The sequence below is a fragment of the Brevundimonas sp. genome (genome assembly GCF_044239655.1).
Taxonomy (GTDB): Bacteria; Pseudomonadota; Alphaproteobacteria; order Caulobacterales; family Caulobacteraceae; genus Brevundimonas.
In genome coordinates, this window is record NZ_JBIIAY010000061.1 from 1 (window position 1) to 18,065 (window position 18,065).

The window sequence follows — 18,065 nt, forward strand, 5'->3', positions numbered from 1 at the left end:
GGACCCCCGCATCCGGGGCCTGCACCGCCTGCGCACCCGCACCTCGGGCGGGGCCGTGATGGTCCAGATGCACGTCGATCTGGACGGCGCGTTGACCCTGACCCAGGCCCATCAGATCATCGACGACGCCGAAAGCCGCATCCGTCAGGCCCTGCCCGGCGCGGACGTCCTGATCCACGCCGACCCCTCGGGCACGCCGCACGAACCGCCCTATCCCGCCTCCGGTCCCTGGGGCTGAACCGGACGCAGTAAACGGCGATTTAACGGACGCAGGTCCAGAACCCCTCCATGTCGGCCCGCGTCCTCTTCCATTTCCCGTTCGACCCCGGCTCGCGCACTGTTCGCCTGGCGCTGGGCGAGGCCAAGATCGCGTTCGAGGAGACGGTCGTGCGCCCGTGGGAGCCCGACTGCCCGCTCGCCGACCTCAACCCCTCCGCCATGCCGCCGGTGCTTCAGGTCGCCGACAGCCGCCCTCTGACCCTCTGCGAGCCCGCCGCCATCCTGGGCTGGATCGAGGATCAGCAGAAGACGCCGCTGCTGCTGGCCTCGGACCCGTCGGAACGGGCGGAGGCGCGCCGCCTGACCGCCTGGTTCGACCGCCGCTTCACCGACGAGGTCAACGCCGTCCTGCTGCACGAGCGGATGGAAAAGCCCTTGCTCCGCCTCGGCCCGCCCGAGGCCCGCGCGCTGCGCGACGGCCGCGCGGCCCTGCGCGAACACTTGGCCATGCTGGAGGATCTCGCCGCCGCCCGGGACTGGCTGGCGGGGCGTCGCCTGTCCCAGGCCGACCTCGTCGCCGCCGCCCATCTGTCGGTGCTCGACTATTTCGGTGAACTGCCGTGGAAGGCCCAGCCGGCGCTCAAGCTCTGGTACATGAAGATCAAGTCGCGGCCCTGCTTCCGTCCCCTGCTGACCGACCGCTTCCAGGGCCTGGCCGCCGCCGCCCACTACGCGGACCTGGACTTCTAGCGGCCCCTAGCCGCGCGTCTCCCACGCCATCCACAGCGCCACGGCGACGATCCCCAGCGCCGACCCGGCCCGCAGCCAAGGCCCCTTGGCGTCGGTCAGCAGACGCGCACCTGCCCCCGCCGCGCCCAGCACGATCAGGCCGTGGACCATCAGGGCGACCAACAGATGCAGCGTCCCCAGCGTCAGGGCCTGGACCAGCGCCCCCGCATGATCGGGCCGGATGAAGGTCGGCAGCAGGGCCACATAGAAGACCGCCGCCTTGGGGTTCAGCAGATTGCCCGCCAGCCCCCTGACGAACGCCTGCCCCAGGTCGCGCCTCGGGGCATCCTCCGACACCGCATCGCCCGCCCCCGGAGATTTCCACGCATCCCACGCCAGCCAGAACAGGAAGGCCACCCCCGCCCAGCGGATCGTCTGGTACAGCCACGGCCAGGTCAGCAGGACCTGGGTCAGTCCGAACGCAGAGGCCAGCATCCACACCGCCAGGCCCAGGGTCACCCCGCCCACCGCCGCCGCCCCGGCCATCCGCCCGCGCGTCAGCGACACCATGGCCAGCCAGCCCATATTGGGCCCCGGCGTCAGTTCGATCAGGGCGACGGCGATCAGGAACGGCAGGATGACGCCGGGATCGACCGGCCAGGCGGAATGGGGCATCGGACCTTTCGGAACAAGCGCCCACCCTAACCCCCGCACCGTCTGACACCACCCCTTGTGTGGCCCCATCGCCACACCCACCTTTGCCCCAGATCAAGGCGTCGCTTCTTGCAAGGGCGCTGACTGTCATCCGCCTTGTCAGGGGAAACGACCCAGAATGAACCTCGACCTCTATTCCGACCGCGCCAAACAGGCCGTCCAGTCGGCCCAAAGCCTCGCCCTGGCCCGCCGTCACCAGCAGTTCGCCCCCGAACACCTGCTGAAGGTGTTGCTGGAGGAACGCGACGGCCTGGCCCGCAACCTGATCACCACCGCCAGCGGCGACCCCGCCAAGGCCGAGACCTCGACCGAGACGGCCCTGCAAAAGCGCGCCCAGGTCAGTGGCGGCAACGGCCAGCTCTATCTGGACGGCGACACCGCCCGCGTCTTCGCCGCCGCCGAAGCCGCGTCCAAGACCGCCGGCGACGCCTTCGTCACCACCGAACGGCTCCTCTCGGCCATCGCCCGCGAAGGCGGGGTGGCGAAGGAAATCCTCAAATCGGTCGGGGCCACGCCTGAGAAACTCGACGCAGCTATCGCCGACGTGCGCAAGGGCAAGACGGCCGACAGCGCGGGGGCCGAGGACGCCTATGACGCCCTGAAACGCTATGCTCGCGACCTGACCCAGGCGGCGCGGGATCAGAAGATCGACCCCGTCATCGGCCGCGACGAGGAGATCCGCCGCACCATCCAGGTCCTGGCACGGCGCACCAAGAACAACCCCGTCCTGATCGGCGAGCCCGGCGTCGGCAAGACTGCCATCGTCGAGGGCCTGGCCCTGCGCATCGTCAACGGCGACGTGCCCGAGAGCCTCAAGGACAAGGTCGTCATGGGCCTGGACATGGGCTCCCTTATCGCCGGTGCCAAATACCGGGGCGAGTTCGAGGAACGGCTCAAGGCCGTGCTCAACGAGGTCACCGCCGCCGAAGGCCAGATCATCCTCTTCATCGACGAGATGCACACCCTGGTCGGCGCCGGAAAGGGCGACGGGGCCATGGACGCGTCCAACCTGCTCAAACCCGCCCTGGCGCGCGGCGAGCTCCACTGCGTCGGCGCGACCACCCTGGATGAGTACCGCAAATACATCGAGAAGGACCCGGCCCTCGCCCGGCGCTTCCAGTCGGTCTTCATCGACGAACCCAGCGTCGAGGACACGGTCTCGATCCTCCGTGGCCTGAAGGAGAAGTACGAGGTCCACCACGGCGTCCGCATTTCCGACAGCGCCATCGTCGCCGCCGCCACCCTGTCGAACCGCTACATCACCGACCGCTTCCTGCCCGACAAGGCCATCGACCTGATCGACGAGGCCGGCAGCCGCGTCCGCATGGCCGTCGATTCCAAGCCCGAGAGCCTGGACGAAATCGACCGCCGGCTGGTCCAGCTCAAGATCGAACGCGAGGCCCTGAAGAAGGAGACTGACGCGGCCTCCAGGCAACGCCTCGAAAAGCTCGAGGACGAGATCAGCGATCTCGAGGTCGAGTCCGAAGACCTGACCACCCGCTGGAAGGCCGAAAAGGACAAGGTGGGGCAGGGGGCCCAGCTGCGCGAAACCCTCGACCGCCTGCGCGCCGATCTCGCGCTCGCCCAACGCAACGGCGACCTCGGCCGCGCATCCGAGATCGCCTATGGCCAGATCCCGCAGATCGAAAAACAGCTCGCCGAGGCCGAGGCCAACGAAACCCCGGAGGGCGGACCCCTGACCCCCGAGGTCGTCGACGCAGCCCAGATCGCCGCCGTCGTCTCCCGCTGGACCGGCATCCCGGTCGACAAGATGCTGGAGGGCGAGCGCGAGAAACTGCTGTCGATGGAGGACGCCCTGCGCGGCCGCGTCGTCGGTCAGGACGAGGCGCTGGAAGCCGTCGCCGACGCCGTTCGCCGCGCCCGCGCCGGCCTGAACGATCCCAACCGTCCGCTGGGCAGCTTCCTGTTCCTCGGCCCCACCGGCGTCGGCAAGACCGAGCTGACCAAGGCGCTCGCCGCCTTCCTGTTCGATGACGACAGCGCCATCACCCGCATCGACATGAGCGAATACATGGAGAAGCACAGCGTCTCCCGCCTCATCGGGGCCCCTCCCGGCTATGTCGGCTATGACGAGGGCGGTGCCTTGACCGAGGCCGTGCGCCGTCGCCCCTATCAGGTCGTCCTGTTCGACGAGGTCGAAAAGGCCCACCCCGACGTCTTCAACGTGCTTCTGCAAGTCCTCGACGACGGCCGCCTGACCGACGGACAGGGTCGCACGATCGACTTCAAGAACACCCTGCTGATCATGACCTCCAACCTCGGCTCCGACGCCCTGGCCAACCAGGCCGAAGGTGACGATGTCGAGGCTGTCCGCCCCTACGTCATGGACGCCGTCCGCGCCCACTTCCGCCCCGAGTTCCTCAACCGCATCGACGAAATCATCCTCTTCCGCCGCCTCGGCCGCGACCAGATGGCCGGCATCGTCCGCATCCAGCTGGCCCGTCTGGAAAAGCTGATGGCCGACCGCCGCCTGACCCTGTCCATCGACGACAGCGCCCTCGCCTGGCTGGCCGACAAGGGCTACGACCCCGCCTATGGCGCGCGCCCGCTCAAGCGCGTGATCCAGAAGGATCTGGTGGACCCTATGGCGAAGAAGCTGCTGGCGGGAGAGCTGGCGGACGGGAGCGTGATCGCCGTGTCAGCGGGGGCCGACGGGCTCGAGATCGGGAAGGCGCGGGTGCATTAGGGGCTTGCGCGTGGATCGTCGTCCAGATGTGGAGGGACCGGTTGCCCGGTGAGGCGCCGAACCAAGCCAATGGAAAGCCTTTTAGCGCGTTCAATCCGACCGTATTCTTCAAAGAGCTTGTCGTTATCCCAGACCAGTTCAGCGCCTTTTTGACTTTTTCGCAGTTCCATCCGTCACTTTGTGGTGCGACGGACGGTGACTACTTTGGTTTCCTGGTCGAGAGTGATGGTGTGGCCGCCACCTTGATGCAGCACCGAGGCGTGAGCGATCTTACCCCGCGCCTCAGAAGCGGCTCTGATCAACGGCCGTAATCGCTCCCAGCGATCACATGAGCCCTGATCTCCGTCAGATATGGCGGCCGTAATCCCCTCAAGTTTGGCCTCAAGACCGCGATATGGGGCGAAGATCGCATGGGCTCGGTCTGTGGAGCCACCAATCGCCGCTGCAAAAACTTCAGGCAAATAGTCCTCTAGCCCTTGATATAGGGTGATGCAGTGGCCAATCAGTTCGTAGAATTTCGCCCGCTCCTTTGGAAAATCGCTATCGTCGACCTCGGATTCTTTGGTGTCTGTCGGCATCATTGTCCCCTCGATCTCAGCCATTTCCCCCGTTCGTCATCCTCCGGCAAGCCGCGTCTTCGCGGCGCAGACCGGGGACGCAGCGGCGCGCGGGAGCGCGAACCTGTCGCGGGCACCGGCGGAGGACATCGTCCACGAGCAGGATCGCCGCCCTTCCCTTCTCCCCTTGCGGGAGAAGGTGGCAGCCGAAGGCTGACGGATGAGGGGTCGTGCGGCAGAGGACGGTGGGGGATTCGGCGGCGGATGCAGGTCCAGACCTCAGGGTGACCCCTCATCCGGCCCTGCGGGCCACCTTCTCCCGCAGGGGGAGAAGGGAAGACGTTCGGCCCCGCGACACGACATCATCATGGCCATCCCAACCTGAACCGTGACCCTTCTCCTCTTGCGGGTGGAGGAGGAGGAGCGCATCGCGATCCGACGACGGGTGGCAGCCGAAGGCTGATGGATGAGGGGTCGTGCCGGAGAGGACGGTGGGGGATCCGGCGGGGGATGCAGGTCCAGACGTCGGGGTGACCCCTCATCCGGCCCTGCGGGCCACCTTCTCCCGCAAGGGGAAAAGGGAAGGATATCGACATTCGGCGAATGATGTTCCATATTTGTTCTCATGGAACCGACCGACGAATGGCTGCAATCGCGCGCCAGGGACATGCGCAAAGCGCCCGTCCTCTATGAAAAGCGGATGTGGGCCGTCCTGCGCGGCCGCCACCTCGAGGGTCTCAAGTTCCAGCGCCAGAAGGTCATCGGCCGCTACATCGTCGACTTCGTCTGTTTCCGGCATCGGCTGATCGTTGAGGCCGACGGCCCGCAGCACGAAGACCGCATCGAGGACGCCGCCCGCGACGCCTGGCTGACCGCGCAGGGCTTTCGCATTCTGCGCTTTCCCAACAGCCAGATCGAAAACCGATCCCACGAGGTCGTCGCCGCGATCCGCGCCGCCGTCGCCGTTCCGGCCGCCTGAACTATCCCCCCAGCACCGGCATCACCTCCACCCCGTCGCAGACGAAGATCGACATGTGCGGGTGGCCGTCGAACAGCCGCACCGCCGCCTCGTGCGTCTCCGCGCGTACCACAATATAGACGGTCAGCAAGTTGACGACGTCGGTGACCTCGCCCGCATCGGTGATCCGTTTCGTCGGTCCCAGCGGACCGCCCTGCCAGACGATGACGTCGCGGTGGGCCTCGTCCCAGGCGGCGATGGCGGCCAGGCCCGCCGTCTGCCGCGCCGTCGTCTCGGCCTCGGTCAGGCCGTACCATTCCCGCCACCGGGGCCCGGTCTTGTCCGAGGTGAAGACCGCCAGATAGTGACCCTTCGTGCTCATCGGTCAGGCCTTCGTCAGGGGGGCGTCAGTCCTCGGCGACGACCTTGGGCTTGCGGGGTGCACGCTTCTTCGGAGCCGGGGCCTCGTCGTCGGAGGCGACAACCGGTTCGGCAGCTGCGACCGGCGCAGCAGCCGGGGCCGACGAACGGGTCAGGAAGCCGGGCAGGGTCGAGGGCGCGTCGTCGCCGTCATTCTCACGCGGCATCCGCGCGCGGCGCGGGCGCTCGGTGCGGGCCGGGCGTGCATCGTCGGCGGCGGGCTCATAGGGGGTTCCGGCCAGGGCTTCGGCCGGAGACTCGGCAGCGATCGGCGCGGGGGCTTCGGTCGGGGTCGCGCCAGCATCGCGGTCGCGGTCGCGGTCGCGCCCGCCTTCGCGGCTGTCGTCATAGGGGGCGTTGCCGGGGGCCTCGCCGACGCCGCCTTCGGCCTCGAAGCGGCGGTTGCGTTCCTCGCGGCGGCGCTCCCAGCGTTCGCGGCGGGTTTCGCGACGGGGGCCCTGCCCCGTCTGGCCCTCTTCGCCGCCCTCGCCCTCGGCGCGCGGTTGCTGATCGCGGTCGCGGTTCTGGTCCCTGTCGCGGTTCTGATCGCGATCCCGGTTCTGGTCGCGGTCACGCCATTCGCGCTGCTGGCCGCCTTCGTTCCGGGCCGGCTGGCCTTCGCCGTCGGTGCGGTCGTTGTTCTGATAGCCGCCCTGTTGCCCACCTTGGGCGGCGCGGTCGGCGGACTGTTGCGCGGCGAGGAAGGCGGCGGCCTGGGCCCCGGACTCGTCCTCGAAATCGATGTCGTAACCCTGGTTCGACAGTTCGCGCGCCGCGATCTCCGACACCGGCCGCTGCGGCTGAAGCGCCCTCAGGACACGGAAATAATGCTCGGCATGCTGCAGATAGTTCTCGGCCAGAACCCGGTCGCCGCCCGCCGTCGCATCGCGACCCAGCTGGAGGTAGCGCTCATAGACCGTCTGGGCATTGCCCCGGACCTTGATGTTCTCGGGCCCTTGCGAGTCCCAGGACCGGTTCGGATTGGCGTTGTTGGCGTTGGACGGGCCATTGCCGCCGGGCTTCCTGTTGCGTCCGCGTTGACGCTTCATGCCCTTGAAATCTCTCATGAGACGATACCGTGCTTTCGAGGGAACGACCGGATCGCGTCTGCGTCCTGGTCCGTTCGTTTCGTCGTTCCGTCTCGTTCGGGGCCCATCCCCGCTGACGATGTGATCGGAAATCCGTCGCCGCCCCGTGGTCCGCCGGGCGACCGGCCCGACCATCACAGCCCTCGGCGCGCGTGACTGGAACCGGCGGTCGGTTCGAGGCGTGCGGTTTGGGTGGGAGACGAGCCAAGACTTAGCGTGGCCCGGCCTGATTTCCAAGGGCTTTGTTTTATCCTCCACCGCGCAGCGGGGGAGGGGGACCGCGACGCGCTTGCGTCGTGGTGGAGGGGGCGACCCCAGACACGGTGTGCGCGTCCGCCCCCTCCACCGCTTCGCGGTCCCCCTCCCCCGTTCGCTTCGCTCCGGTGGAGGATCATCCCTTCGGAATCGGATTCGTCCTCGGGTCCGGCCCGTTCGTCACCACCCGGTGCCGATCGCCCAGATCCTTGACCACGATCACGCCCTCGAACCCCGCCGCCTCGAACAGGGCCTTCACCTGCGGTCCCTGATCGAAGCCGATCTCGACCGCGAAGGTCCCGCCGGGCTTGAGGATCCGCCGGATCTCGGGGGCGAGGTCGCGATAGGCCTGCAACCCGTCCGGCCCGCCGTCCAGGGCCAGGATCGGATCGTGCTCGCGCACCTCGGGATCCAGACCGGCGATGTCATCGGTCGGAATATACGGCGGGTTGGACGCCACGAAATCGAAGCTGTGATCCCCGAACCCCACCGCCCATTCGGTCCTCAGGAACGCCGCCCGCCCGTCGAGATCCAGATTGGCCGCGTTCTCCTTCGCCACCGCCAGGGCCTCGGACGAGATGTCGGTGCCGACCCCGGTCGCCGCCGGGCGCTCCGCCAGAACGGCCAGCAGGATGGCTCCCGATCCGGTTCCCAGGTCGATCATGCTGAAGGCCTCATGCGGCGCAAACGCCAGCATGGCGATGTCGAGGATGGTCTCGGTGTCCGGGCGCGGGCTGAGCACGTCGGGGGTGACGTTCAGCATGATCTTCCAGAACCCCTTGCGGCCCAGGATGCGCGACACCGGCTCCCGCCTCAGCCGCCGCTCGACATAGCCGTCCATCACTGCCGCCTGATCCGGCGTCACGACGCGATAGGGATCGGTCAGGATGTCCATCCGGCTGGCCCCCGTCGCGGCCTCCAGCAACAGGCGGGCGTCGATGGAGGGGCTGTCGATACGGCCGGCCTTCAACCGGGCCTGCGCCGATTTCCAGGCGGAAACGAGGGTGATCTGTTCGCTCATGCCGGGCTGATTACCGGATCGCCGACCGCGATGCGACCGCCCGTTTCGATCGAACAGTAGAGGCCGGTCAGGACATGTCCGTAGAGGTCGTGCAGGCTCTTCACCACCGCCATGTCCCGCATCCCCGTCGCCGGATCGACCTCGGTGGCGGCACAGCGGACGATCGGCTTGTCGCCGTGCAAGGTCACCGCGCCGAGGCCCAGCACCGGCCCCGCCGTCTCCGCATCCGGCCGCCCCCAACCGTTCTCGACCCAGGGCGCCCAGCCCTCGACCCAGACATTGGCGCGGAACCGCAAGGGGTCCACCGGCCGCCCCAGCCGCTGCTCCAGATCGCGAACGCTGGCCAGATTGAGCACCGACACCCGCCCCCGCATCGAATCCATGAACCGGTGGCGCGGTCCCGCATCGATCAGCCTGAGCGGCCCCCTCGCCTCCTCGCCCAGAAAGGCCGCCAGCCGCTCACAGAACTCGGCCCGGTCGCCGGCGTCATCCATCCGCACGGCCAGGGTCTCGCCGTCGATCCCGGCATGCAGCACATTCGCCGCCTCGTCCCACCGCGTCCGCACCCGGGCCAGGATCGCCTGACGCATCAGGACGGTGAATTTCTGCTTGGGCAGATGCGCAGGGACCGCCGGATCGAACCCCGACACCCCGTTCTCCACCGCCCACATCCGGTCGCCCGGAAACCAGCCCCCGGCCTCCAGCACCACGGCTTCCAACGGCTCGGGCGTGAACCCCTTGATAGGGTGGCGATACAGGGCGGCGACATGGGCGGCGATGCGGGCGGTCATGGGGCCGATCCTATCACAATCTCCGGCTGGAACGGCCGCCGAGCTTGGCCGTTGAGCGAGCGATGACCCCTCGCTTTCGCAACCCCTTCGGCCGCCGCTCTTCGCAGGGCGGTTCCGCGCCCCTCTGGCGGTTCGTCGGTGCCACCGTCGCGGGGCTCGCCGCCGGGGCCGGGGCGGCGCATCTGCTGTATGCCAAGGGGCACAAGTTCGGGATCGAGCTCAGACCCCGACGCCCCGAAGCCCTGACACCGCCCGCGCCGACGCCCGAGGATCACGACCGGCGCGATCCGGGCCGGGGCCGTCTGGCGGCGCGGCCGGAGCACATCCCGCACAAGGGCTGGGTCGACATCGGCTGGCGGGTCGGGGGGGCCTATTTCGGGGATCGGGTCGGGTTCGTGGCGGGGGGCGTGACCTTCTTCATGGTGCTGAGCCTGTTCCCGACCCTGGCGGCCTTCGTGACCCTGTACGGTCTGTTCGCCGACCCGGCCGACGCCTGGAGCCGGCTGCAATTCCTCTATTCGGTCCTGCCCTCGAACGTGGCCCAGTTCCTGGGCGGAGAGATGCAGCGCCTGGCCGAGAACTCGTCGAGCCAGCTGACCTTCACCCTGATCTGGACCCTGGCGCTGTCGCTCTGGACGGCGAACAACGGGATCAAGACCCTGTTTTACGGCCTGAACGTCGCCTACCACGAGATCGAGAAGCGCAACATCGTGCGCTACAACCTGATCTGCATGGGCTTCACCCTGTCGGGGCTGGCCGCGGTCCTGCTGACGGCGGCCCTGGTCGTCGGGGTGCCGGTAGTCCTGGCCGTGTTCGGGCTGGCCGATGAGTTCGAGCACCTCGCCTGGCTGCGCTGGCCGATCCTGTTCCTGATCTATGTCGCCGCCCTGACCGTGATCTATCGGTTCGGACCGTGCCGCAGCCGGGCCCGGTGGCGCTGGCTGACGCCGGGAGCGCTGTTCGCCGCCCTGCTGTCCCTGTCCGTATCGGCCCTGTTCAGCTGGTTCCTGGTGACCTTCGTGAAGACCACCTCCTACGGGCCTCTGGCGGCCTTCATGGGCTTTCTGCTGTGGATCTGGATCACGGTGCAGATCATCCTCATGGGGGCCGAGGTCAATGCCGAGATCGAGCATCAGACGGCGATCGACACCACCACCGGCGCACCCAAACCCCTCGGCGAACGCGGGGCCCTGGTGGCCGACAGCGTCGGGGCCCGTCGCGGCAACCCGGCGGCCCTGGCCTTCACCCTGAAGCACACCGAGGCCGTCGCGGATCGCCTGACCAAGCGCAAGGTCAAGGCGTCAGGCGGCAAGACCACGACCTGACCTCAGGGGCGGCGCAGGTCAGAAGAACAGCGGGTCGCTGCGCTTCTCGGGCGGGGCGTCCGGCTCCGGCCGCTGGTCCGGCGGGTCGATGCGGCGCGACGGCGGTGTGACCTCCAGCCTCGGCTGCGGTGCGGTCGGGTCGTCGAACACCCCGGCGTTCGGGTCGGCGGCCTCGCCGGTCGCATAGGGGTCCTCGATATTGCCCATCAGGTCGCCAACCGGATCGGGCGCGATCCAGCCCTCGGGCATGGCCGGTCCGTTGGGGATGGCGGGCGCATTCAGGCGCGGCAGGGCGGCGGTCATGAAGCCCTTCCAGATCGCAGCCGGGGCCCCGCCGCCGGTCACGCCGCGCATCGGGGTGGCGTCGTCCTTGCCGACCCAGACCGCCGCCACGAAGCCGCCGGTATAGCCGACGAACCAGGCGTCCTTGTAGTCCGAGGTGGTGCCCGTCTTGCCCGCCAGATCCCGCCCGGGAATAGCGGCCGAGGCCCCCGTCCCGCCCGAGATCACCCCGCGCAGCATCTGGTTCATATAGTAGAGCGCCGGATTGTTGATCGCCTGGGCCCCAATGCCTTCGCGCGCCGAGCGGTTGTAGATCACCCGTCCCGACGGCGTCCGTATGCGGTTGATGCCGTAGGCCTCGACCCGCCGTCCGCCGTTGGCGAAGGCGTCATAGGCGGTGGCCATCTCGATCGGCGACACGTCGGTAGTCCCCAGCGCCATGGCCGGCTCCAGCCCGATCCGCGAGGTGATGCCCAGCCGGCGCGCCGCGCGGCTGACGGCGTCGCGCCCGATCTGGTCGGCGACATAGGCGGCCACCGTATTGGTCGAGTTCTGCAGCGCGGCACCCAGGGTCGTCGGCCCGCCGAAGTTTCCGGAATAGTTGCGGGGCGACCAGGTGCCGATCTGGATCGGCTCGTCCACCACCGGCGTCTGGGGCGTATAGCCGGCCTCGACGGCCGCCAGATAGACGAAGGGCTTCCACGATGACCCGGCCTGACGCCGCGCATCGACCGCCCGGTTGAACTGGCTGTCGGCATAGGACTTGCCGCCGATCATGGCCCGCACCCGCCCGTCGCCGTCCAGCGCCACCAGCGCGGCCTGCTGCACGCCCTTGGACGCATCGCGCTCCAGGATGCGGTTCACGGCCCGCTCGGCCGCCGTCTGGATGGTCAGGTCGAGCGTCGTCTCGACGACCATGTCCTCGGTCGGCTCACCGACCAGACCGCGGATTTCCTTGTCCAGCCAGTCGATGAAATACTGGGCGTGCTGGGTGGCCAGCGTCCGCGACACCCGCACCGGTTCCAGCACTGCCTGCTCGCGCTGGGCGGCGGTGATGACGCCGGTTTCCTGCATCTGGTTCAGCACCACGGTCGCCCGCGTCGCGGCGCGTTCGCTCTCGGACACCGGCGAATAGCGCGACGGCGCCTTGAGCAGCCCCGCCAGCAGCGCCGCCTCGCCGACCGTCAGGTTCTTGGCCGGCTTGTCGAAATACCGCTGCGACGCCGCCTCGATCCCGTAGGCCCCCGCGCCGAAATAGACCCGGTTCAGATACAGGGCCAGGATTTCCTTCTTGGAGAATTTCATCTCCAGCCAGACGGCCAGCATCAGCTCCTGCACCTTGCGGCGCATGTTCTGGTCGGGGGTCAGGAACAGGTTCTTGGCCAGCTGCTGGGTCAGGGTCGAACCGCCCTGGACGATGCGCCCGGCCCGCATGTTCGCCACCATGGCCCGGCTCATGCCGATGGGATCAAAGCCCGGATGCCACCAGAACCGACGGTCCTCGATGGCGATGAAGGCGGCCGGCACATAGTCGGGCAGGCTCTCCAGATCGGCCGGCGGCGCCTGCTGCGTCCCCCGTGTCGCGATCAGGGCACCATTCCTGTCCAGATAGGTGATCGAGGGCTGGCGATCGACATTGTAAAGGCTGGAGGTGTCGGGCAGTCCCCGCGCGAACACGGCGAAGAACACCACCAGGAAGATCACCCCCCAGACGGCCAGCACCGAGCCCCAGTAGACGACCTGCTGCAGCCGGGTGCGCGGTGCCTTGGGGGCACCGTTCGCATTCCTGTTTCCGTACCCCGGACCGGCCATCGACATCCTCAAAAGCCCCGGCTGTCATAGCCGTTCGCGCGCCTCACCAAAACGCCCATTGTGGTGAACGCCGCGTGAAGACCTCACGCCAGCGTGATGACCCTTTCGGCCCAAACCATGGCGCGGATGTTACGGATCGGTCAGTCCTCGTTCCACGGCGGCGGCAGCTGACCGGACTTGAACAGGATGACGGGGTTCTCGTCATAGTCGCCCATCTCGGTGTCCGCAGAGGCCGAGAAGGCCACGACGCCGAGCCGCAAGGGGGCCAGCCGTTCGGCCTTGCGCCGCGCCTCTTCCGCCGTCTTGCAGCCCATCTGCTGCTCGGCCTTCAGGCCCTTGCCGCGACCCTGAACATAGGCCTGGACGATATGCACGGTTTCGATGGCCATGCGGGCTTGGAGGCGTATCCGGTGTCGGGGTCAAGGCCGAACCGCCCATTTGCCGCCGCCGCTCGCAATCGGCACAATCGTCACCATATGTAGCCCCGGCCGCCGAGAGCGAACCGCCCGTTCGCGGCGGTCGATCCGCTCCGGTTTGGTCGCCTGACCGAAAACGACCCCATGATAGAAGAGAGCTACGTCCGGCTGTACGCCAACGATTTCGCCCGCCTGGCCGTCCGCGCCGAACTCCGCCCCGACGACGCCGACATGCTGCCCCGCCGCATCGCCGAGGCCCGCACCCACGCCGCCGTGATGGACGCGCGCAAGGGTGCTGGTCATCTGGAGGCCCTGGTCACCCGCCTGCGCGACGAGGCCCGCCGCCCGTCGACCCCGAACCGGGGCCGTCTGGTCGAGGAAGCCGACGTCCTGGCCAAGCGCCAGAGCTTCCTCAACCGCGTCGCCGACACCCTCAGCGAACCGGCCTGATCCGGGTCAGCGAGCCAGGAAGGCGTCCAGCTCGGCGTTGAACCGGTCCGGCTGGTCCAGGAAGATGAAGTGGGCCGCGTCGTCGATCCGCTTCAGCGTCACACCGGGCAGGCTCGCGAACGAGGCCTGATAGATGGCGTCGGTGATCTCGGGCGTCATGCGGGCATCGTTGAACTTCACATAGACCACCTCGGTCGGTGCCGTGATCCTGGACAGTTCGGGCCGCAGGTCGGTCAGGATCAGCTCGCGGAAGGCCGAGGACGAAACCTGCTGATCGCTGGTCGCGCCGTCTTGCAGCGGGCCGGAACGCTTGGACTCGGTGTTGATCATGCCGGTGATCGAGGCGGCGGCGCGGGCCTGGTAATCGGCCGGGGCGGCGGTCGCCATGCCCTGATAGACCTGCTCGGCGATCGGCGCGACGCTCTGCGCGGTCGCTCCAGGCGGTCCGAACATCGCCCCCATGAAGGGCACCATGTCCACGACCATCAGCTTGCCCACCAGGCCCGGATGGCGCGCGGCCAGCATCATCCCGATCGTCCCGCCCATCGAATGGCCGACGACGGCGGGCTTATCCAGCCCCTGTTCGGTGATGTAGCGCGCGATCTCTTCGGCCACGGGCGCGGCGACCGGCCCGGTCGCATTGGCCTCGGCCGGAGCGCCGGCAAAGCCCTGGATGTGGATGCGGTGAACCCGCCATCCGTTCCCCAGATGCTCGACCGTCCCGTCCCAGACCTCGGGCGACGACGACAGGCCGGGGATCAGGATGATGTCCTTGCCACCCTCGGCCCCGTCGACGCGGACGTGCATCCGGTCCGACGCGAAGTCGGCATGATGATGGCCATGGTCTGCATGGGCCGCATGCCCGTCCTGGGCCGCGACACTGGTCCCCACGGCGAAGTTGGCCAGCAGGCCGACGGCGGCGATCAGGCCGGTGAGCAGTTGGGTATTCATGGTCATTGTCCCTTCGGATCGGCGTCGATCGCGCCGTTTCCTCCTAGTCGTCACGCTAGGTGCGATTGGATGCAGGCGGAATAGGGACGGCGCGCAATTTCACCGGGATCTACGCCGATCGCTGCTTCAGCGGCGCGGTGCCGTCCGACAGGCTTTCGTTCAGATAGACCTCGGCCTCCTGGGCCGGGAGCGCAGGAGCATAGCCGAAACCCTGGCCGTAGTGGCAACTGGCGTCGAGCAACAGCTTGGCCAGGGTGGCATTCTCGACCCCTTCGGCGACGACTTCCAGGTTCAGGTCGCGGCCCAGGTTGACCACCGACTTGACGATCTTGGCCGAGCCTTCGTCCTTGTCCATGGTCAGCACGAAATAGCGGTCGATCTTCAGCGTATCGAACGGCAGCCGCGCCAGATAGGACAGCGACGAGAACCCCGTGCCGAAATCGTCCAGCGCCAGCGACGCCCCGACGTCCTTGAGCTTTTGCAGGATCACCGCGGCCTTTTCGGTGTCGCGCATGATGTCGCCCTCGGTGACCTCGAGCTTCAGGGCACCGCGCGGCAGGCCGGTCTCCTTGATGACCCGGGCGACGTCCTCGATCAGGTTCGGCCGCTCGATCTCGCCGACCGACAGATTGACCGAGCAGAACAGCTTGCCCGCGCGCGGATGCCGCCGCAGCCAGTCCGACAACTGGCGCGCCGACTGGGTCATCATCATCAGGCCCAGATCGTTCATCAGGCCCATTTCCTCGGTCAGGCCCAGGAATTCGTCGGGCGGCACCAGGCCGCGCTTGGGATGCCGCCACCGCGCCAAGGCCTCGAACCCGGCCACTGCCCCGGTATTCAGGTTCACGATCGGCTGGAAGAAGGGCTCGATCTCGCCGCGCACGAAGGCGTTCCTGAGATCCGCCTCCAGCGCCAGCCGAGACAGGCTGTCACTTTCCAACGCCCGGCCATAGGCCGCCGCCCCCGACCGGCCCGCGCCCTTGGCCTGGCCCACGGCCAGTTCGACCCGGCGCAGCAGTTCGGCCGCGTCCGCCGCATCGGCCCCGCCCTCGCAGGACACGAAGCCGATCGAAACAGTCGGATAGATGTCGAAGCCTGCCACCCGCAACGGCTGTTCCAGCGCCTCGCGCACCCGTTCGGCCGCATTGCCCGTGGCGGGGCGCGGCAGCAGGATCGCGAACTCGTCCTCGCCGATCCGCGCCGGAGACGCCTGATCCGAGAACGCCGCCGCCAGCCGCGACCCCAGGGCCGACAGTACCAGATCGGTCCGCTCGTGACCCAGGGCCTCATTCAGCCGCCGCAACCGATCGACATCGGCGACCACCAGCTCGTATTCGCCCGGCACGGCCAGGACGTCGGCGGCCCGCGCCAGGAAGCCCCGCCGGTCCAGCAGACCGGTCAGCTGATCCTTCTGCGCGCCCGCGAACTTGGTCTCCAGCGCCACCAGCCCGGCGGCCCGCAGCCCGTCCTCCAGCCAGACCCCGCGCCACAGACAGGTCTCGGACCCGCGCATCCGCAGGCGCACGGCGATCTCGGTCCCCTCCTCGCGCGGCGTCAGCAGGCCCTCGGCCAGCGACCGGTCCTGCGGCAGGGTGACGGCGACGAAGGCGGCGGCCGAACACTCGGGGGCCAGGGGGCCCAGACCGAGCGGCCGGGTCGAGCCGGTAAACCGCATCTCGTCCAGCGCGGGCGTCCAGATCCACAGCGCTGAATCGGCGGCGGCCAGGGCCTCGATCGCCGTCGTCGCGTCCCAGGCCAGGGTTCTGGAGCGCGTGGCGTTCACGACGGGGCGGTATCCTTTGCGAGTGGCCTTAAGCGTCGGCCCGTTCGGCGTCTTCTGACAAGAGGCCGAACAGAAGATGATCTGCCCATCGCCCGTTAATTTTCAGATAAGCCCGCGCCTCGCCCTCCTTGCGGAACCCGGACTTCTCCAGCACCCGCCGCGACGCCGTATTGATCGGCAGGCAGGACGCCTCCAGCCGGTGCAGCCTCAGGTCGGCAAACGCATAGCGCGCCACGGCCCGGACCGCCGCCGTCGCATGACCCGCCCCCGCATAGGGCTGGCCGATCCAGTAGCCCAGGGTCCCGGTCTCGGCGACGCCACGCCGCACGTTCGACAGGGTCACCGCCCCCAGCAACACCCGCCCGGCCGTATCGAAGATGAAGAAGGGCCAGGCGTTGCCCAGCTCCAGCTCGCGCCCATAGACCGTCAGCCGCCGCCGATAGGCCGCCCGCGTCAGGTCATCTTCGGGCCAGGCCGGCTCCCACGGCTGCAGATAGTCCCGCGACGCCTCGCGCAGATCCGCCCAGGCCTGATAGTCGCCCGCACGCGGCGGCCGCAGCATCACCCCATGCCCCCGCACATGGGGACCGGCAGCGTCCGTCATCCAGTCGAGCAGGGCCATGGGAAGGAAGCTTAATCCACTCCCTCTCCCTCTGGGAGAGGGAAACTATCCCGCCAGCCCCTTCACGAACGCCGCCCCTGCCCCGTTCGCCCCCTTCGGCCCCAGCACCGCCGTCGCCGCCTTGCCCGAGGCCAGCACCCGCATCCCGACCCGCTTCAGATCGTCCGCCGTCACCGCCGTGATCTTCGCCACACTGGCGTCCGACGACACCGGCGCCCCATAGATCAGCGTCTGGGCCGCATTGCGCCCTGCCCGGCTGGCCGGGCTCTCGTCCGACATCCACAGCCCCGCCGTCTGCACCGCCTTGGCCCGCGACAGCTCGGCGACGATCGGCCCATCGGTCGCCAGCGACCGGATCTCGTCGGCGCAGACCTGGGCCAGTTCGACCGCCCGGTCCGCCGCCGCCCCGGCATAGATGCCCAGCACCCCCGTATCCTCATACGTTTCGTGATAGGCGTCGATGGCATAGGCCAGGCCCCGTTCCTCGCGCGCGCTCTGGAACAGCCGCGACGCCATCCCCCCGCCCAGGATCTCGGTGAACAGCCGCATGGCCGGCAGGTCCGGATCGGTCGCCGACAGGGCCGGCAGCTGGAACACCAGATTGGCCTGTTCGATCTTGCGGCTCAGCGTCGCCGCCCCACCCACGAAGTTCGCCAGCTCGGGCGCATCCGCCGCCCGCGCCACCGCATCGCCGAACCAGCGCTGCGCCAGGGCCAGCAGCTCCGCCTCGTCCACCGCGCCGGATACCGACACCACCATACGATCGGGCGAATACAGTCGCGCGCGCCAGTCGCCGATCGTCTCGCGCGTCACCGGTTTCAGGCTGGCGATCGACCCCAGGATCGGCCGCCCCATCGACTGGCCGGCGAAGGCCTTGGTCTGGGCCATCTCGAACACCTGGTCATCGGGCGTGTCGAAGGCCTCGGCGATCTCCTGGGCCACCACGTCCTTCTCGCGCTCGATCT

General features: G+C 68.5%; 18 protein-coding genes. 6 read left to right on the forward strand and 12 right to left on the reverse strand.

Annotated features, from left to right (window positions below):
- Together ACILQR_RS09645 and ACILQR_RS09650 are read left to right on the forward strand one after the other, a co-directional pair.
- A partial coding sequence (locus ACILQR_RS09645) for a cation transporter dimerization domain-containing protein (RefSeq protein WP_395651220.1) occupies positions 1–238 on the forward strand: 238 nt, incomplete at its 5' end.
- Between the two features lie 50 nt (positions 239–288).
- The gene (locus ACILQR_RS09650; protein ID WP_395651221.1) at positions 289–969 is read left to right on the forward strand and encodes a glutathione S-transferase family protein; all 681 of its coding nucleotides are present in this window, start codon (positions 289–291) and stop codon (positions 967–969) included.
- Between the two features lie 6 nt (positions 970–975).
- On the opposite strand, the gene ACILQR_RS09655 is transcribed toward ACILQR_RS09650, so the two are convergent.
- On the reverse strand, positions 976–1,623 hold the full coding sequence (locus ACILQR_RS09655) for a LysE family translocator (RefSeq protein WP_395651222.1): 648 nt from the start codon (positions 1,621–1,623) through the stop codon (positions 976–978).
- Positions 1,624–1,780: 157 nt separating this feature from the next.
- Here ACILQR_RS09655 and clpB point away from each other — a divergent pair, with 157 nt between their 5' ends.
- Entirely contained in the window at positions 1,781–4,369 is a 2,589-nt protein-coding gene (gene clpB / locus ACILQR_RS09660; protein WP_395651223.1) for an ATP-dependent chaperone ClpB, read from the forward strand.
- 173 nt (positions 4,370–4,542) lie between these two features.
- Here clpB and ACILQR_RS09665 read toward each other — a convergent pair whose 3' ends face one another.
- Complete coding sequence (locus ACILQR_RS09665; RefSeq protein ID WP_395651224.1) at positions 4,543–4,971, reverse strand: hypothetical protein; 429 nt, start codon at positions 4,969–4,971, stop codon at positions 4,543–4,545.
- A 580-nt stretch (positions 4,972–5,551) separates the two neighbouring features.
- Between ACILQR_RS09665 and ACILQR_RS09670 the strand changes: the two genes are divergently transcribed.
- Entirely contained in the window at positions 5,552–5,905 is a 354-nt protein-coding gene (locus tag ACILQR_RS09670; RefSeq protein WP_395651225.1) for an endonuclease domain-containing protein, read from the forward strand.
- A gap of 1 nt (position 5,906) precedes the next feature.
- Here the strand turns inward: ACILQR_RS09670 and ACILQR_RS09675 are convergent, their stop codons facing one another.
- From ACILQR_RS09675 to ACILQR_RS09690, 4 genes are all read right to left on the reverse strand, one after another.
- Positions 5,907–6,266 (reverse strand): hypothetical protein, encoded by a 360-nt coding sequence (locus tag ACILQR_RS09675; protein ID WP_395651226.1) that lies wholly within the window; start codon positions 6,264–6,266, stop codon positions 5,907–5,909.
- Between the two features lie 25 nt (positions 6,267–6,291).
- On the reverse strand, positions 6,292–7,353 hold the full coding sequence (locus tag ACILQR_RS09680; RefSeq protein WP_395651227.1) for a DUF4167 domain-containing protein: 1,062 nt from the start codon (positions 7,351–7,353) through the stop codon (positions 6,292–6,294).
- A gap of 430 nt (positions 7,354–7,783) precedes the next feature.
- Positions 7,784–8,668 carry a peptide chain release factor N(5)-glutamine methyltransferase gene (gene prmC, locus ACILQR_RS09685; protein WP_395651228.1) on the reverse strand — a complete coding sequence of 295 codons (885 nt, stop codon included), beginning with the start codon at positions 8,666–8,668 and terminating at the stop codon, positions 7,784–7,786.
- Positions 8,665–9,459, reverse strand: a complete 795-nt coding sequence (locus tag ACILQR_RS09690; RefSeq protein WP_395651229.1) for an MOSC domain-containing protein — start codon at positions 9,457–9,459, stop codon at positions 8,665–8,667. Before ACILQR_RS09690 ends, prmC begins: the two co-directional genes overlap by 4 nt.
- Before the next feature lie 62 nt (positions 9,460–9,521).
- Between ACILQR_RS09690 and ACILQR_RS09695 the strand changes: the two genes are divergently transcribed.
- Positions 9,522–10,784, forward strand: a complete 1,263-nt coding sequence (locus ACILQR_RS09695; protein ID WP_395651230.1) for a YihY/virulence factor BrkB family protein — start codon at positions 9,522–9,524, stop codon at positions 10,782–10,784.
- 18 nt (positions 10,785–10,802) lie between these two features.
- On the opposite strand, the gene ACILQR_RS09700 is transcribed toward ACILQR_RS09695, so the two are convergent.
- Together ACILQR_RS09700 and ACILQR_RS09705 are read right to left on the reverse strand one after the other, a co-directional pair.
- Entirely contained in the window at positions 10,803–12,878 is a 2,076-nt protein-coding gene (locus tag ACILQR_RS09700) for a transglycosylase domain-containing protein (RefSeq protein ID WP_395651231.1), read from the reverse strand.
- A gap of 140 nt (positions 12,879–13,018) precedes the next feature.
- The gene (locus tag ACILQR_RS09705) at positions 13,019–13,267 is read right to left on the reverse strand and encodes a hypothetical protein (protein WP_395651232.1); all 249 of its coding nucleotides are present in this window, start codon (positions 13,265–13,267) and stop codon (positions 13,019–13,021) included.
- Positions 13,268–13,438: 171 nt separating this feature from the next.
- Between ACILQR_RS09705 and ACILQR_RS09710 the strand changes: the two genes are divergently transcribed.
- Complete coding sequence (locus ACILQR_RS09710) at positions 13,439–13,744, forward strand: hypothetical protein (protein ID WP_395651233.1); 306 nt, start codon at positions 13,439–13,441, stop codon at positions 13,742–13,744.
- Positions 13,745–13,750: 6 nt separating this feature from the next.
- Here the strand turns inward: ACILQR_RS09710 and ACILQR_RS09715 are convergent, their stop codons facing one another.
- From ACILQR_RS09715 to ACILQR_RS09730, 4 genes are all read right to left on the reverse strand, one after another.
- Positions 13,751–14,695 carry an alpha/beta fold hydrolase gene (locus ACILQR_RS09715; RefSeq protein ID WP_395651234.1) on the reverse strand — a complete coding sequence of 315 codons (945 nt, stop codon included), beginning with the start codon at positions 14,693–14,695 and terminating at the stop codon, positions 13,751–13,753.
- A gap of 109 nt (positions 14,696–14,804) precedes the next feature.
- Complete coding sequence (locus ACILQR_RS09720) at positions 14,805–16,478, reverse strand: putative bifunctional diguanylate cyclase/phosphodiesterase (RefSeq protein WP_395651235.1); 1,674 nt, start codon at positions 16,476–16,478, stop codon at positions 14,805–14,807.
- Between the two features lie 28 nt (positions 16,479–16,506).
- Positions 16,507–17,100 (reverse strand): GNAT family N-acetyltransferase, encoded by a 594-nt coding sequence (locus tag ACILQR_RS09725; RefSeq protein WP_395651236.1) that lies wholly within the window; start codon positions 17,098–17,100, stop codon positions 16,507–16,509.
- Positions 17,101–17,145: 45 nt separating this feature from the next.
- Positions 17,146–18,065, reverse strand: a 920-nt coding sequence (locus ACILQR_RS09730; RefSeq protein ID WP_395651237.1) for a M16 family metallopeptidase, incomplete at its 5' end; no start/stop codon positions are given.

Excerpts from the sequence above, each read along its gene's own strand:
- ACILQR_RS09690 (WP_395651229.1), bottom strand. The coding sequence starts at position 9,459 with ATGACCGCCCGCATCGCCGCCCATGTCGCCGCCCTGTATCGCCACCCT.
- ACILQR_RS09675 (WP_395651226.1), bottom strand. The coding sequence starts at position 6,266 with ATGAGCACGAAGGGTCACTATCTGGCGGTCTTCACCTCGGACAAGACC.
- ACILQR_RS09725 (WP_395651236.1), bottom strand. The coding sequence starts at position 17,100 with ATGGCCCTGCTCGACTGGATGACGGACGCTGCCGGTCCCCATGTGCGG.
- ACILQR_RS09705 (WP_395651232.1), bottom strand. The coding sequence starts at position 13,267 with ATGGCCATCGAAACCGTGCATATCGTCCAGGCCTATGTTCAGGGTCGC.
- ACILQR_RS09650 (WP_395651221.1), top strand. The coding sequence starts at position 289 with ATGTCGGCCCGCGTCCTCTTCCATTTCCCGTTCGACCCCGGCTCGCGC.
- prmC (WP_395651228.1), bottom strand. The coding sequence starts at position 8,668 with ATGAGCGAACAGATCACCCTCGTTTCCGCCTGGAAATCGGCGCAGGCC.
- ACILQR_RS09665 (WP_395651224.1), bottom strand. The coding sequence starts at position 4,971 with ATGGCTGAGATCGAGGGGACAATGATGCCGACAGACACCAAAGAATCC.
- clpB (WP_395651223.1), top strand. The coding sequence starts at position 1,781 with ATGAACCTCGACCTCTATTCCGACCGCGCCAAACAGGCCGTCCAGTCG.
- ACILQR_RS09700 (WP_395651231.1), bottom strand. The coding sequence starts at position 12,878 with ATGGCCGGTCCGGGGTACGGAAACAGGAATGCGAACGGTGCCCCCAAG.
- ACILQR_RS09655 (WP_395651222.1), bottom strand. The coding sequence starts at position 1,623 with ATGCCCCATTCCGCCTGGCCGGTCGATCCCGGCGTCATCCTGCCGTTC.
- ACILQR_RS09680 (WP_395651227.1), bottom strand. The coding sequence starts at position 7,353 with ATGAAGCGTCAACGCGGACGCAACAGGAAGCCCGGCGGCAATGGCCCG.
- ACILQR_RS09715 (WP_395651234.1), bottom strand. The coding sequence starts at position 14,695 with ATGAATACCCAACTGCTCACCGGCCTGATCGCCGCCGTCGGCCTGCTG.
- ACILQR_RS09710 (WP_395651233.1), top strand. The coding sequence starts at position 13,439 with ATGATAGAAGAGAGCTACGTCCGGCTGTACGCCAACGATTTCGCCCGC.
- ACILQR_RS09695 (WP_395651230.1), top strand. The coding sequence starts at position 9,522 with ATGACCCCTCGCTTTCGCAACCCCTTCGGCCGCCGCTCTTCGCAGGGC.
- ACILQR_RS09670 (WP_395651225.1), top strand. The coding sequence starts at position 5,552 with ATGGAACCGACCGACGAATGGCTGCAATCGCGCGCCAGGGACATGCGC.